The following is a 12,826-nucleotide window of genomic DNA, read 5'->3' as shown; positions in this document are numbered from 1 at the left end:
GCAGCGGGGCCTCGAACCGTCAAGGGCAGGGCGTGGCGACGCGGCACAGACCAACGGAACTGTACGGATGAAAAGCCCGTCCTGAACCGGCAGGATGGGAGCCGGGCCCCAGGGGCCCCCTCGCCGTGGTTCCTTGGCCTCCAGTCAACTCGCGCTGAAAGTTCCCCCGGCCATCCCACCGGTGGCCCAGATGGAGAACCTCAGCATGCGCTGGGGACCCAACATGGTCCTCGACCGCGTCGACCTCAGCCTCACGCCGGGCGAGCGCCTCGTCGTGGTGGGACCCTCGGGCTCCGGCAAATCCACCCTGCTGCGCCTGCTGGCGGGGCTGCAGCTGCCCACCTCCGGCCTGCTGCGCATCCACGGCGAACCCCAGACCTACCTGCGCCTGGACCAGCGCCACCCCCCGGACGTGCGCCTGGTCTTCCAGAACCCCGCCCTGCTGGCCTCGCTGTCCGTGCGCGAGAACGTCGGCTTCCTGCTTTACCGCTTCAGCCGCCTGGGGGAGCGGGAGATCGCCGAGCGGGTGGACCAGGCCCTGCACGCCGTGGGGCTGGCAGGCATCGCCGACCGCATGCCGGGGGAGCTCAGCGGCGGCATGCAGAAGCGGGTGAGCTTCGCCCGTGCCCTGATCGACGACCCCACCCTGGCCTCGGCCCGCACCCCCCTGCTCCTCTTCGACGAGCCCACCGCCGGCCTCGACCCGGTGGCCTGCACCCGCATCGAGGACCTGATCGTGCGCACCTCCCGCATCGTGCACGCCTCCACCCTGGTGGTCAGCCATGTGATGAGCACGATCGACCGCTGCGCCGAACGCGTCGCCCTCCTCTACGACGGCCGCTTCCGCTGGGTCGGCACGGTGGAGGACTTCCGGGTCAGCACCAATCCCTATGTGGTGCAGTTTCGGAGCGGTAGTCTGCACGGACCGATGCAGCCGGCCGAGAACTGAGCCCATGCGCCGGAGTGTCCGTGAAGCCCTGGTTGGATTTTCCCTGCTGGCCGCCATCGCCAGTGGCCTGGGTCTGTGGTTCTGGCTGCGGGGGATCTCCCTGAGAGGCAACACCTGGACGATCCGCGCCAGCTTCGCCGATGCCGCCGGTCTGGCCGACCGTTCGCCGGTCACCTTCCGCGGCGTGCTGGTGGGCAGCGTGCGTCGGGTCACCGTCACCGACGCGGCCGTGGTGGCCGACCTGGAGATCACCGACCCGCGCCTGCGGCTGGCCCGCCCCCTGGTGGCCCGGGTCGGCAATGCCTCCCTGCTCGGGGGCGACGCCCAGGTGTCCCTGCTGGTGGGCGGCCCCCCCCTGCCGGCCAGCCTGCCGGGGCCACGGGAGCGGGGCTGCAACAACACCCGCATGGTCTGCAATGGCGGCCAGGTCAAGGGAATCGCGGCGGCCAGCCTCGACACGGTCACCGAAACGGTCCAGGGTCTGCTCGACCAGGCCGAGAAGGAACAGCTCGTCCAGCAGATGGTGGCGGCCACCGCCGCCTTCTCCAAGACCGCCAAGGAGACCGAACTGCTCACCAAGAGTGGCCAGGTCTTCCTGCGGGACGCCCAGGTGCTGGTCAACCAGCTGAATCGTTCGGTGGGCAAGGTGGACCCGATCCTGAGCAACCTCAACCTGGCCAGCGCCGATGCCGCCCGGGCCAGCAAGCACGTGGGCAACCTGGCGGCGGCATTGGACAACCCGAAGACCGTGGCCGATCTGCAGGCCACGCTCACCAACGCCAAGCAGCTCACCGACCGCTGGTCGGCCGTCGGCGGCGACGTGAGCAAGCTCACGGGGGATCCCAAGTTCCTCGACGGCATCCGCAGCGTCTCGATCGGCTTGGGCCGGTTCTTCGAAGAGCTCTACCCCGCCGAGGTGGATGCGGCGCGCGACCGCAAGGCCCGCCAGGACGCCCGCCAGCAGGAGGCCAGGGCCGCCCGCCAGGCCGCCCAGGACCGGCTGGCTCCCACGGTCAGAAACCGTTGATCGCCTCCAGGGCGATGGCGGCGATGGCCTGGTCGCTCGCCTTGGGCAGCTGCACATAGCGGCCGCCGGCCGCCTCGGCCAGCACCTTGCCCATGCCGCTGCCGATGAACTTGCGCTCCGTGTCGATCACCAGCAGCCGCAGACCCAGGTTCTGGTAGCTGCTGGCCACCTGGCGCAGCTCCTCCTTGAGGTCCACCGGTTCCTCCCCCTCCAGCACCGGCTGGCCCAGGGAGCGGCTCAGGGGCACGTTGCCGCGGCCATCGGTGATGGCCACCACCACCACCTGGCCCAGGTCGCCGGTGGCCAGGGCGTTCGCCCCCACCCGGGCCGCCTGGGCAAGGCCGTGGGCCAGGGGTGAGCCGCCGCCGCAGGGCATCGATTCCAGCCGCCGGCGGGCGGCGGTGATCGAGCGGGTGGGTGGCAGCAGCACCTCGGCCTGCTCGCCGCGGAAGGTGATCAGGGCCACCTCATCGCGGTTTTCGTAGGCCTCGGTGAGCAGGCGGATCACGGCCCCCTTGGCGCTCTGCATCCTGTTCAGGGCCATCGAGCCGCTGGCATCCACCAGGAAGATCACCAGGGCGCCGGCCTTGCGCTGCAGCTGCTTGGCCCGCAGGTCCCCCTCCTCCACGATCACCTTGCGGTGCGGCTCCCGGGCGCGGCGGGCCTTCTGGTAAGGCGCGGCGGCCCGCAGGGTGGCGTCGATGGCGATGCGGCGCACGGGGCCCCGGGGCAGCATCGGCTTGACGTAGCGGCCGCGGCTGTCGCTGAACACCACCGCCCGGCTGCCGCTGCCGCCGCTCCTGGCCTTCGCCGAAGCGAACACCAGCAGGTCGGGGTCGATGGCGGTGGCCTCGGGATCCAGGAGGAATTCCTCGGGGATCTGGGGCGGGGCCTGGTCCTCTGGGCTGTCGTCCTCGTCCTCCTCGTCCTGATCCTCGGGCTCCTCGTTCTCCGGCTCCTGCTCGGGCGGTTCCGGGTCCTCGGGGGGCTGCTCCCCCTGGGGCGGTGGCGGTGGCGGCGGCTCCATGGGCTGGTCGGGATCCTGCGGCGGCAGCTGCAGGGCCCGCGGGGCGATCACCAGGCGCACCGCCACCTGCAGATCGTCCGCGTCCACCCGGTCGCGGCCGGAGAGGGCCGCATGGGCCCGGGCCACCCGCACCGCGTAGAGCTCGGCCCGGTGGCCCTCGACGCCGCCGCGGATGGCTTCGGTGACCAGGTAGCGGATCTGCTCCCGGTCGATGGTCACGTCCGGCAGCCACTGGCGGGCCAGCAGCAGCTGGGTGGCCAGGGCCTCGGTTTCCTCCTGCCAGCGGGCGCCGAAGGCGCTGCTGGAGGCGCCGTGGTCGAGGGCCGAGCGGGTGATCGCCACCCGCTGGTCGGTGTCGAGCAGCTGGTTGGCCGACAGGGCGATGGCGAAACGGTCGAGCAGGTGGTCGCGCACCGCCCCCTCCTCCGGGTTGTAGGTGGCGATCAGCAGGCAGCGGCAGGGGTGGGACAGGCTCAGCCCCTCCCGTTCGATGCGGTTCTCGCCGGAGCCCACCGCCGCCAGCAGCAGGTTGGTGATGCCGTCATCGAGCAGGTTGAGCTCGTCGACGTAGAGCACCCCCCGGTGGGCCTCCGCCAGCAGTCCGGGCTGGAACACCGGCGCCCCGGCGGTCAGGGAGGCGGCCACGTCCACCGAGCCGATCAGCCGGTCTTCGGTGACGCCGAGGGGCACCTGGATGAACGGGGCCGGAATCACCCGGGTGGGCAGCAGGGCCTCCGGATCGGCGCCGCTGGGATCGCCGCCCAGCTCGGTGATGCGCTGCCGGGTGGGGCCGTCCCACTCGTCGGGCCGGGAGGGATCCGCCTGCCGCAGCCCCGGACCATCGGCCAGATCGATCACGTCGATCGGCGGCAGCAGGGCATGGAGCCCCCGGGCCAGCACCGACTTGCCGGTGCCGCGCCCGCCGGCGATCACCACCCCGCCCAGGCCGGGGTCCACCGCCGCCAGCAGCAGGGCCAGCTTCAGGGTGCCGTGGCCGGTGATGGCGGCCAGCGGAAAGCTGCCGGTGGGGGCGGCACCGGCGGGCGCGGCAGGGGACCCGCTGACGACCATGGGGCAGTGGCTGGGTGGGGTGGCCAGTCTCGCCGACCGGGTGGCGGCGGGGCCATGGCCGTCGTCTATCCGTTCCGCCAGCTCCAGATCAGCCCCTGAAGCACATAGAACCCCCCCGCCGCCAGCAGCACCAGCGCACTGAGCCGCGTGAGGGTGGCGCCATGGCGCAGCAGCTTCCGGGAGGCCCCCATCAGACCGGCCCAGAGGCTGGTGGCCGCGATCAGGGCCGTGTACCCGAGGGCGTAGCTCACCATCGTGACCACCGACAGCAGACCGGAGCCGGTGCCGGCGGCAGCGGCCAGCACCGAGAACAGCACGGGGCTGGCACAGGGGGAACTCACCAGGGCGAAGCCCATCCCCACGAGGAACGGCCCTCCCGATGGGGGCAGTGCCGGCAGGCGGGGCAGCCGCAGCGGCAGCCATCCCCCCAGATGGAGCCCCATCAGCAGGATCACCAGACCCACCCCGAGGTGGACAGGGCCGCGGTGGTCCACCACCACCGCCGAGGCGAACGAGGCGACCAGGCCGAACAGGCTCAGCACCAGAACGGTCCCGGCCACGAAGCCGGCCACCCTGACCACGGCCTGGCCACGGCTGAGCGGCCCGAGGGTGCCGATGTAGCCGAGGTTCAACGGCAGCATCGCCAGCACGCAGGGCGACACGCTCGCCAGCAGCCCACCGAGGAACGCGGCCATCGGAACCAGCAGCGGTGGGGGCGAAGGCCAGGCCTCGAACCGTTCGGCGTAGGCCTGCGACGCGGCCAGGATCGCCTGATCCAGCTGGGCCCCGATCCGCGGCAGGCCCTCCAGCGCCAGTGCCGCCGCCAGGGACGCCGCGGCCAGGACCACCAGCAACGCCGGTCCGGTGCGGTTCAGGGGGGACCGGATCATCGCCGGATCATCGACTGGGCCTTGCCGATGGCGGCGACGTAGGCGCCCGCATCCGTGCTGGCCCGGAAGGTCTGCACGCTGGTGCCGCTGCGGGGGTCGATGACGGCCACCAGGGAGGTCTGGCTGCGGTTGGCTTCCAGGAACGCGCCAAGCCCGAGCGACCTGGCCCGTTCGCGGGAGGTCTTCAACGTGGCGGCATCGGACACGTCGAAGGTCACGAACGTGGCTTTGCCGGCCTGACTCTTCGCGAGGGAGCGCAGCGTTGGCGCGATCGTGCGGCAGGCGGGGCACCAGCTGGCATAGATATCCACCACCACCGGGCGGCCCTGCAGCGACGGGGCGAGCGCCCCGGCCGGCTTCTGGGCCAGCCACGCCCCAGCGCCGTCCACCGGAAGCGGTGCGCCGAGGGACGCCGGTCCAGCCAGGCCGCCGGGCAGCGGGTTGGCGAGGGAGAGCAGCAGCACGGACAGGGGGAAGGACATCGGGGCGGCGTCGATGGACGCCTCAAGTACCGCCGGCCCCTTCCGGTGGATTGCCGCAGCGCCGCCCCGCCGCCGGCCGTTGGCCAGGATGGCTCCCACCGGCCCGGAAGGGTCTTGCTGGCGAAGGCCCGAGGGCGACGGTCGATGGTCCACTCCCCTGCCGATCCCCTCTCCGTCAGCCTGGCCATCGCCCTCGGGGCCAACCTCGGCGACCCCGTCGCCACCTTCACGGCCGTGCGACCGCGGCTGGAGGCCGAGCTGCGGGCCTGGGCAGCGGCCCCAGTGCAGCTGAGCTGGTCGCCCCGGTTCCTCACCCAGCCGGTGGGGGGGCCGCCGGGACAGCCCCCGTACCTCAACGCCGTCCTGCTGGCGCGGCTCGCAGCGGCCTCACTGCCGGGGGAGCGATGGCCTGATCCCCCCCGGTTGCTGGCGCGGCTGCTGCAGCTGGAGGCGACGTTCGGCCGGGAGCGCCGCGAGCGCTGGGGACCACGCCGTCTCGATCTCGACCTGCTCTGGTGCGGGCCCTTCACCTGCGGCAGCCCGGAGCTGGAGCTGCCCCATCCGCGCCTGGGGGAGCGGGCCTTCGTGCTCGCCCCCCTGGCGGCGATCGACCCGGACCTGCCCCTTCCCGTGGCGCCCACCGGCACCCCCCTCACGGCCTCCGCAGGGCTGGCGGCCCTGCCGCGGGCCGCCCTGGAGCCGCCGCCCCTGGTACTGCCGGGGGAGCCGGGCTGGCCGGAAGGCCCATGATACCGCGCCCAGCGGCCCCCGCCCGTCACACTGGGGGCCCCGATGGCCTGCCCCATGGCTCCCCTGCCGCCCCCCGAGCCCTGCACCCATCTGGAAACCACCGCCGCCCTCCAGGCCCGCAAGGTGCGCTTCGAGCTCAACCGGGTGGTGCTGCCGATCGGCATCGAGGGCACCTACGGCGTGATCCGCCATCCGGGGGCGTCCCTGGCGGTGCCCGTGCTCGAGGACGGCCGGGTGGTGATCCTGCGCCAGTACCGCTTCGCCGTGGCCGGCCGGCTGCTGGAGTTCCCGGCCGGAACCCTGGAGGAGGGGGAGGAGCCCCTGGGCTCGATGCGGCGGGAGCTGGAGGAGGAGACCGGCTACAGCGCCAGCCGCTGGGACCCCCTCGGCGCCATGCACCCCTGCCCCGGCTACTCCGACGAGGTGATCCACCTGTTCCTGGCCCGCGATCTCACCCTGCTGCAGGACCGCCCCCCCGGTGACGACGACGAGGACATGGAGGTGCTGCTGCTGGAGCCTGCCCAGCTGGATGCGCTCCTGGCCAGCGGCGACGAGGCCCTGGACGGCAAGACCGTGACCGCCTGGTACCGCGCCCGCCAGCTGCTGGGATCCTGATGGCCCCGGAGCGCTGGCTGTTCTGGCATCGCCGCGACCTGCGCCTGGCCGACAACCTGGGCCTGGCGGCGGCGGCCGCCGCCACGCCGGCGGTCACCGGCCTCTACGTGCTCGATCCGGCGATCGTCTCAGGCCCACTGATGGCTCCGGCCCGGGCCTGGTTTCTGTGCGAGAGCCTGCGGGAGCTGGCGGTCCGCTGGCGGGCGGCGGGCAGCCGGCTTCTGATCCTGCAGGGCGATCCGGCGGTCCTGGTGGCCCAGGCGGCCCTGGCGACGGGGGCCTCGGTGGTGGCCTGGAACCGGGAGGTGGAGCCCTACGGCCGCGAGCGCGACCGGCAGGTGGCGGCGGCGCTGCGGGCCCAGGACACCCGGGTGCTGGTGGACTGGGACCAGCTGCTGGTGGCCCCGGAGGCGATCCGCACCGGCGCCGGGGAGCCCTATCGGGTCTACGGCCCCTTCCTGCGCAACTGGCGCGGCCAGGTGGAGGGCCGGGCCGCCCTCGGCGCCGGATCCGCCGGCGGCCTGGAGCCGGTGGCGGCGCCGGGCGGTCTGCTGGATCTCGAGCCCAGCGCCCTGCCGGCGGAGCGGGCGCCCCTGTGGCAGGCCCTGCCCATGCTGAGTGCCGTGCCCAGTGCCGAGGAACTCGGTTTCCCCTTCAGCGGCGCCGATCTCTGCCCCTGCCGTCCCGGGGAGGCGGCCGCCCTGGCGCAGCTGCAGGCCTTCGCCGACGGCGGCGTCAACGGCGGTCCCCTGGCCGCCTACGAGCCGGGCCGCAACCTGCCGGGTGAGGCCGGCACCTCCGCGCTGTCCGCCGCCCTCAGCGTCGGCACCCTCAGCCCCCGCCAGGCCTGGGCCGCCGCCCGGGGCGCCCGGGCCCTCGCCCGCAGCGCCGAGGCCCTCACCTCCATCGGCGTCTGGGAGCAGGAGCTGGCCTGGCGCGAGTTCTACCAGCAGGCCCTGTTCCATTTCCCGGAACTGGCCGAGGGGCCCTACCGGCCCCAGTGGAAGGTCTTCCCATGGGAGAACGATCCCGAGCGGCTGCGGGCCTGGCGCGAGGGGTGTACCGGCTTCCCGATCGTGGACGCGGCGATGCGGCAGCTGAACACCAGCGGCTGGATGCACAACCGCTGCCGCATGATCGTGGCCTCCTTCCTGGTGAAGGATCTGATCTGCGACTGGCGCCAAGGCGAGCAGGGGTTCATGCAGCGGCTGGTGGACGGCGACCTGGCGGCCAACAACGGCGGCTGGCAGTGGAGCGCCAGCAGCGGCATGGATCCCCGGCCCCTGCGCATCTTCAATCCCGCCACCCAGGCGGCGAAGTTCGACCCTGAGGCCACCTACATCCGCCGCTGGTTGCCGGAGCTGGCCCATGTGGCCACCGCCGACCTGATCAGCGGCGCGATCGGACCGCTGGAGCGCCGGGGTTACCCCGAGCCGATCGTCAGCCACAAGGTCCAGCAGGCCCGCTTCAAGGCGCTCCACGCCGCCCTGCCCCGGGGTTAGGCGGGGGCTGCCTCAGGCGACGACCGCTTCGGCCCCCACCAGGCTGCGCACAGCGGCGATGACGCTGTCCTGCTGCTCGGCGCTCAGTTCCGGGAAGATCGGCAGGCTCAGCACTTCGGCGCAGAGCCGTTCGGTGATCGGCAAACTGCCGGGCCCGTAGCCGAGGGCGGCGTAGGCGGGCTGCCGGTGGATGGGGATCGGGTAGTAGATGATCGTCGTCACGCCCGCCTCCTGGAGCTGCTGCTTGAGCCAGTCGCGGCAGCAGGCTTCGGGCAGCCCGTAGCTGGCGCTGTCGGCGGCCGGGGTGCAGCGCCCCCCGCAGGCGCTCGTGGCGGCAGGGCAGCGGGGCACCCGCACCACGAACTGGTTCCAGCTGTGGCCCTCCGGCCCGGGCGCCGCGGGCACCAGCCCCGGCAGGCCCGCCAGTTCGCGCTGGTAGCGCTCGGCGATGGCCCGACGCCGGTCCACCCAGCCGGCCAGGTGGGGCAGCTTCACCATCAGGACGGCGGCCTGCATGGCGTCGAGGCGGCTGTTGTAGCCCAGATCGGTGTGCAGGTAGCGGCGGGGCATGCCGTGCACGGCCAGCTCCCGGATCCGCTGGGCCAGCTGCGCGTCACCGCAGACCACCATGCCGCCGTCGCCCGCCGCGCCCAGGTTCTTGGTGGGAAAGAAGCTGAAGCAGCCGGCGTCGCCCCAGCCGCCCACCGGCCGCCCGGCCCAGCTGGCGCCGCTGGCCTGGGCGCAGTCCTCGATCACCCGCAGGCCATGGGCGGTGGCGATGGCCATGATCCGCTCCATGTCCACCGGGCGGCCGAACAGGTGCACCGGCATCAGGGCCCGGGTGGCGGGGGTGATCGCGGCCTCGACCCCCTCCGGATCGATCAGGTAGGTGTCCGGGTCCACGTCCACGAACACCGGGGTGGCCCCCACGGCGCTGATCGCTTCGGCGGTGGCGAAGAAGCTGAAGGAGCTGGTGATCACCTCGTCACCGGGGCCGATCCCCAGGGCCCGCAGGGCCAGGACCAGGGCATCGGTGCCGCTGTTGCAGCCGATGGCGTGGGGGACCCCGCAGGCCTCGGCGAAGGCGGCCTCAAAGCCGCTGATGGTGCTCCCCCCGATGTACTGGCCACTGCGCAGGACCTCCAGGACGGCCTGATCGAGGGCGTCTCCCAGCTGCTGCAGTTGCTCGCTGAGACTGAAGGGGGGCACATGCATGGCGGCAACATTAAGCCTGCGGATCCGACCGCCGCCGCCGGCCCCCTGGAAGCGTCAGCCGCTGAACCAGGGGGGCTCGGCACCCGCCTGCCACTTGATGTTGCAGCCGATCGCCGGCCGCTGCGGTTCCGGCACCGGCCGTCCCTCCAGCAGGGCGGTCACGGCCGCCCGCAGATCCCGGCCGTCGCAGGGCTCGCCGCCGGGCCGGCTGCCATCCAGCTGGCCCCGGTAGGCGAGGCGGTGGGCCCCATCGAAGAGGAAGACGTCCGGGGTGCAGGCGGCCCGGAAGGCGCGGGCCACGCTCTGGTCAGGGTCCTGCAGGTAGGGGAAGGTCCAGCCGCAGGCCGCGGCCTGGGCCGCCATCCCCGCCGGCCCGTCCTGGGGGTGGCTGGCGGTGCTGTTGCTGCAGACGCCGATCAGGCTCACCCGCCCCTCCAGGTCGCCCTGCAGCCGGGTGAGCTCCGTCTCCACGTGCTTCACGAACGGGCAGTGGGGGCAGAGGAACAGCACCAGCACCGGGCTCCCGGCCAGGGCGGCGGCCGCGAGCGGACCGCCCGTGACCGGCCGCAGAGCGGCCCGCATGGCGGCCAGCGGCAGGGGTGTGCCGAGGGGCAGCATGGTGGAGCTCGTCAGGACCATGGCTGTGCTGCCGCCCTTGCTGCAGAGCGGATGGGGGAGAGCGGGTCAGGATCATCGCCGCCACCGAGCCGTTCCCGCCGTGCCGCCGTCGAGCCCGCTGGCCCGCCGCCCGTGGGCGACCCTCCCGCCGGCCTCGCGCCTGCTGGCCCTGCCGCTTCTGGCGGCCCTGCTCGCCGGCTGTGTGCCCGCCGATCAGCGCCCCAGCGGCCGGGTGTATCCCCTGCCGCGACACCAGCCCAACGATGGGCTCGCCGTGGTGAGCCGGCCGGGCGGCGAGGGTCTGCACATCTGGATCGAGACGGACACCGCCCGCCCCGGGGTCTGCCGGCCGCGCTGGCTCCCCGACGCGGCCCGGCTGCGGGACGGCAACGGCCCCCGGCCCACCAGCTTCGGGCTGGCCCCCCGGGAGGAGTTCTTCCAGGTCCTGGAGCGGGGCAGGGTGCGTCTGGCCCTGCGCCGCCAGATGGAGGCGCTCTGCCGCCAGCGGGCCCCGGGCAGCACCTTCCTCTGGGAGCCGCCGCCGCGGACGGCGGCCGACCACCGGCCGCCGGTCCTGCCCCTGCTGGAGGAGCCCGATCTGCTCAGCGATCCCCGGGCGATCCGGAGGGCCGAAAAGCAGCTGCTGGGGCTGCCCCTCACCCCCGAGGACCTCGAGGAGCCCGGGGCGACGGACCACGGGGGCTGGTGACGGCCACGGCCCGAGCGGCTCAGGCCAGGGCCGCGGCGCCCACGTACCCCTCCGGCAGCACCAGGGGCCAGACCACCGGCGCCGGTTCCCCCGGGGCGGGAGGCGGGCCGAACAGACCCTGGCCCCTGGCCTTGAGCTGGGCCTCCAGCCGGCACCAGGCGGCCAGGAAGGCCTGCTCACGCCGCGGCTCCGGCAGGCGGCCGATCGCCTCCCGCTCCCCCGGCGGCAGGCAGCGGCGGGCGATGCCCTCCCACTCCGGCACCGGTCGCCGCTGCTCCACATCCACCCCCACCGGCCGCCGGGGGTGAAAGCCGAGAAGGATCAGGTCACCCGAATGGGAGACGTTGAAGCGGGGGGCGGCCGGCGGCGCGGTGAGCAGCTCCGGCTTGCCATGGGGACCACTCCCCAGCACGAGTCCGGCGGGGTCGCACCCCAGCCAGCTCCCCAGGAACAGCCGCAGGGCGCCGCGACCGAGCAGGAAGCGCTCGCCATCCCCCTCGCCCCGGAGCCGTCCCAGCCGTTGCCGTTCCCCTGGATCCAGCAGATCCCCCAGGGGGGGGCGCAGCGCCCGGACGTCCGGGTCGCGGCGATCGATCAGCACCAGCAGGGGAGGCCCCTCGGGCCCAACGGGGGGCCAGGGCGGTGGGTCCGGGGCCGGGCCCGTCCGCTCTGGCCAGCGCTGGGGAATCAGGCCCATCAGCTCCCGTGCCGGCCGCCGTCGGACCCGGGCGAGGGCAGGCAGGGGGCCCCCGCGGGTGGGGGAGAATCGCCGGACTGCATTCCTTCGCCCTCCGGCGCTCCGTTTCCCATGCTCCTTGATCTGCGCGGCAAGAAGGCTCTCGTCACCGGCATCGCCAATAACCGCTCGATCGCCTGGGGCATCGCCCAGCAGCTGGCGGCGGCAGGCTGCGAACTGGGCATCACCTACCTGCCGGACGACCGGGGTCGCTTCGAGGGCAAGGTGCGCGAACTCACCGCCCCCCTGAACCCCACCCTGTTCGAGCCCCTCGATGTGCAGAACCCTGCCCAGATCGAGGCCCTGTTCCAACGCATCGCCGAGCAGTGGGGAACGCTGGATGTGCTGATTCACTGCCTGGCCTTCGCCGGCAAGGACGAGCTGGTGGGCGATTTCAGCGCCATCAGTCCGGAGGGCTTCGCCCGGGCGCTGGAGGTGAGCGCCTATTCCCTGGCGCCCCTCTGCCGCCACGCCAAGCCCCTGTTCAGCCCGGGGGCCAGCGTGATCACCCTGAGCTACCTGGGCGCCGAGCGGGCGATCCCCAACTACAACGTGATGGGCGTCGCCAAGGCGGCCCTGGAGGCCTCGGTCCGCTACCTGGCGGCGGAGCTGGGCCCCGAGCAGCAGGTGCGGGTGAACGCCATCAGCGCCGGCCCGATCCGCACCCTGGCCAGCTCGGCGATCGGCGGCATCCTTGACATGATCCACAACGTCGAGGCGAAGGCCCCCCTGCGCCGCACCGTCACCCAGGACGAGGTGGGCGCCACCGCCGCCTTCTTGGCCAGCCCCCTGGCCAGCGGCATCACCGGCCAGGTGATCTACGTGGATGCCGGGTACTGCATCACGGGGATGTGAGTCCCGGCCGGTGCACGGTTCGCTCAGAACAGGTCGGGTCTGGGGGCGAGCAGCGGATCCTGCTGGACCCCAAGAACGCCCAGGGCAACATCCTCCACCGACGTCGGAACAACCTGGAGGCTTCCCAGGTTCTGCACCAGGGGTTGGACCTGGAAGTTGTCGGTGCCACCAACCCCGGTTACGGGGAGAGCTGATGGGTCGACCAGGGCACGGGACGCCCCGCCAATGATGGGATCGGTCGTCCTTGACTGACTGGTGTCGATGATGAGGGAGGAGGCTTCCGAGCTGTCGAGGGCGAGGACCTTGAGATCGGGGCCGTTGTAGCGGACGGCGCCATCACCGGGTGTTTCCTGAATGGCGGAGAAGCGGAAGGTGTTGAC

Annotated in this window: 14 protein-coding genes; 7 read left to right on the top strand and 7 right to left on the bottom strand. The window is 73.1% G+C overall.

Going from position 1 to position 12,826, the window contains the following annotated elements; translation table 11 throughout:
* Positions 1-190 precede the first annotated feature (190 nt).
* Positions 191-949 carry an ABC transporter ATP-binding protein gene (locus KBZ08_RS15410; protein WP_254974118.1) on the top strand — a complete coding sequence of 253 codons (759 nt, stop codon included), beginning with the start codon at positions 191-193 and terminating at the stop codon, positions 947-949.
* A 4-nt stretch (positions 950-953) separates the two neighbouring features.
* Positions 954-1,976 (top strand): MlaD family protein, encoded by a 1,023-nt coding sequence (locus KBZ08_RS15405; protein ID WP_106221043.1) that lies wholly within the window; start codon positions 954-956, stop codon positions 1,974-1,976.
* Here the strand turns inward: KBZ08_RS15405 and bchD are convergent.
* From bchD to KBZ08_RS15390, 3 genes are all read right to left on the bottom strand, one after another.
* The gene (bchD, locus tag KBZ08_RS15400; RefSeq protein ID WP_254974074.1) at positions 1,963-4,074 is read right to left on the bottom strand and encodes a magnesium chelatase ATPase subunit D; all 2,112 of its coding nucleotides are present in this window, start codon (positions 4,072-4,074) and stop codon (positions 1,963-1,965) included. The genes KBZ08_RS15405 and bchD overlap by 14 nt on opposite strands.
* Positions 4,075-4,139: 65 nt before the next feature.
* On the bottom strand, positions 4,140-4,964 hold the full coding sequence (locus KBZ08_RS15395; protein WP_254974073.1) for a cytochrome c biogenesis CcdA family protein: 825 nt from the start codon (positions 4,962-4,964) through the stop codon (positions 4,140-4,142).
* Positions 4,961-5,446, bottom strand: coding sequence for a thioredoxin family protein (locus tag KBZ08_RS15390; RefSeq protein ID WP_254974072.1), 486 nt, complete (start codon positions 5,444-5,446; stop codon positions 4,961-4,963). The genes KBZ08_RS15395 and KBZ08_RS15390 overlap by 4 nt, the downstream gene beginning before the upstream one ends.
* Before the next feature lie 144 nt (positions 5,447-5,590).
* Between KBZ08_RS15390 and folK the strand changes: the two genes are divergently transcribed.
* The 3 genes from folK to KBZ08_RS15375 are packed head-to-tail and all read left to right on the top strand — an operon-like array spanning position 5,591 to position 8,313.
* Positions 5,591-6,196: a 2-amino-4-hydroxy-6-hydroxymethyldihydropteridine diphosphokinase gene (folK, locus tag KBZ08_RS15385; RefSeq protein WP_254974070.1), complete on the top strand. Its 606-nt coding sequence runs from the start codon at positions 5,591-5,593 to the stop codon at positions 6,194-6,196.
* Positions 6,197-6,250: 54 nt separating this feature from the next.
* Positions 6,251-6,811: an NUDIX hydrolase gene (locus KBZ08_RS15380; protein WP_106221033.1), complete on the top strand. Its 561-nt coding sequence runs from the start codon at positions 6,251-6,253 to the stop codon at positions 6,809-6,811.
* A complete protein-coding gene (locus KBZ08_RS15375; protein ID WP_254974068.1) occupies positions 6,811-8,313 on the top strand; it encodes an FAD-binding domain-containing protein in 1,503 nt (500 codons plus the stop codon). Before KBZ08_RS15380 ends, KBZ08_RS15375 begins: the two co-directional genes overlap by 1 nt.
* A 12-nt stretch (positions 8,314-8,325) precedes the next feature.
* Here the strand turns inward: KBZ08_RS15375 and KBZ08_RS15370 are convergent, their stop codons facing one another.
* Both KBZ08_RS15370 and KBZ08_RS15365 read right to left on the bottom strand, forming a co-directional pair.
* Complete coding sequence (locus KBZ08_RS15370) at positions 8,326-9,528, bottom strand: DegT/DnrJ/EryC1/StrS aminotransferase family protein (RefSeq protein WP_106221029.1); 1,203 nt, start codon at positions 9,526-9,528, stop codon at positions 8,326-8,328.
* Positions 9,529-9,582: 54 nt separating this feature from the next.
* Positions 9,583-10,167 carry a thioredoxin family protein gene (locus tag KBZ08_RS15365; RefSeq protein WP_106221027.1) on the bottom strand — a complete coding sequence of 195 codons (585 nt, stop codon included), beginning with the start codon at positions 10,165-10,167 and terminating at the stop codon, positions 9,583-9,585.
* Between the two features lie 79 nt (positions 10,168-10,246).
* On the opposite strand from KBZ08_RS15365, the gene KBZ08_RS15360 reads away from it, so the two are divergent.
* On the top strand, positions 10,247-10,855 hold the full coding sequence (locus tag KBZ08_RS15360; RefSeq protein ID WP_254974066.1) for a hypothetical protein: 609 nt from the start codon (positions 10,247-10,249) through the stop codon (positions 10,853-10,855).
* A gap of 19 nt (positions 10,856-10,874) precedes the next feature.
* On the opposite strand, the gene KBZ08_RS15350 is transcribed toward KBZ08_RS15360, so the two are convergent.
* Complete coding sequence (locus KBZ08_RS15350) at positions 10,875-11,552, bottom strand: 4'-phosphopantetheinyl transferase superfamily protein (RefSeq protein WP_106221025.1); 678 nt, start codon at positions 11,550-11,552, stop codon at positions 10,875-10,877.
* A gap of 111 nt (positions 11,553-11,663) precedes the next feature.
* Here KBZ08_RS15350 and fabI point away from each other — a divergent pair, with 111 nt between their 5' ends.
* A complete protein-coding gene (gene fabI, locus KBZ08_RS15345; protein ID WP_254974064.1) occupies positions 11,664-12,446 on the top strand; it encodes an enoyl-ACP reductase FabI in 783 nt (260 codons plus the stop codon).
* Positions 12,447-12,469: 23 nt separating this feature from the next.
* On the opposite strand, the gene KBZ08_RS15340 is transcribed toward fabI, so the two are convergent.
* Positions 12,470-12,826 (bottom strand): hypothetical protein (locus KBZ08_RS15340; protein WP_254974062.1); only part of this gene is annotated, 357 nt, incomplete at its 5' end.

This window comes from Cyanobium sp. Candia 9D4, assembly GCF_024346155.1.
GTDB classification, from domain to species: domain Bacteria; phylum Cyanobacteriota; class Cyanobacteriia; order PCC-6307; family Cyanobiaceae; genus Cyanobium; species Cyanobium minutissimum.
The sequence above is the reverse complement of the archived record's forward strand: the minus strand, read 5'-3'. Positions and strand labels throughout refer to the sequence as shown.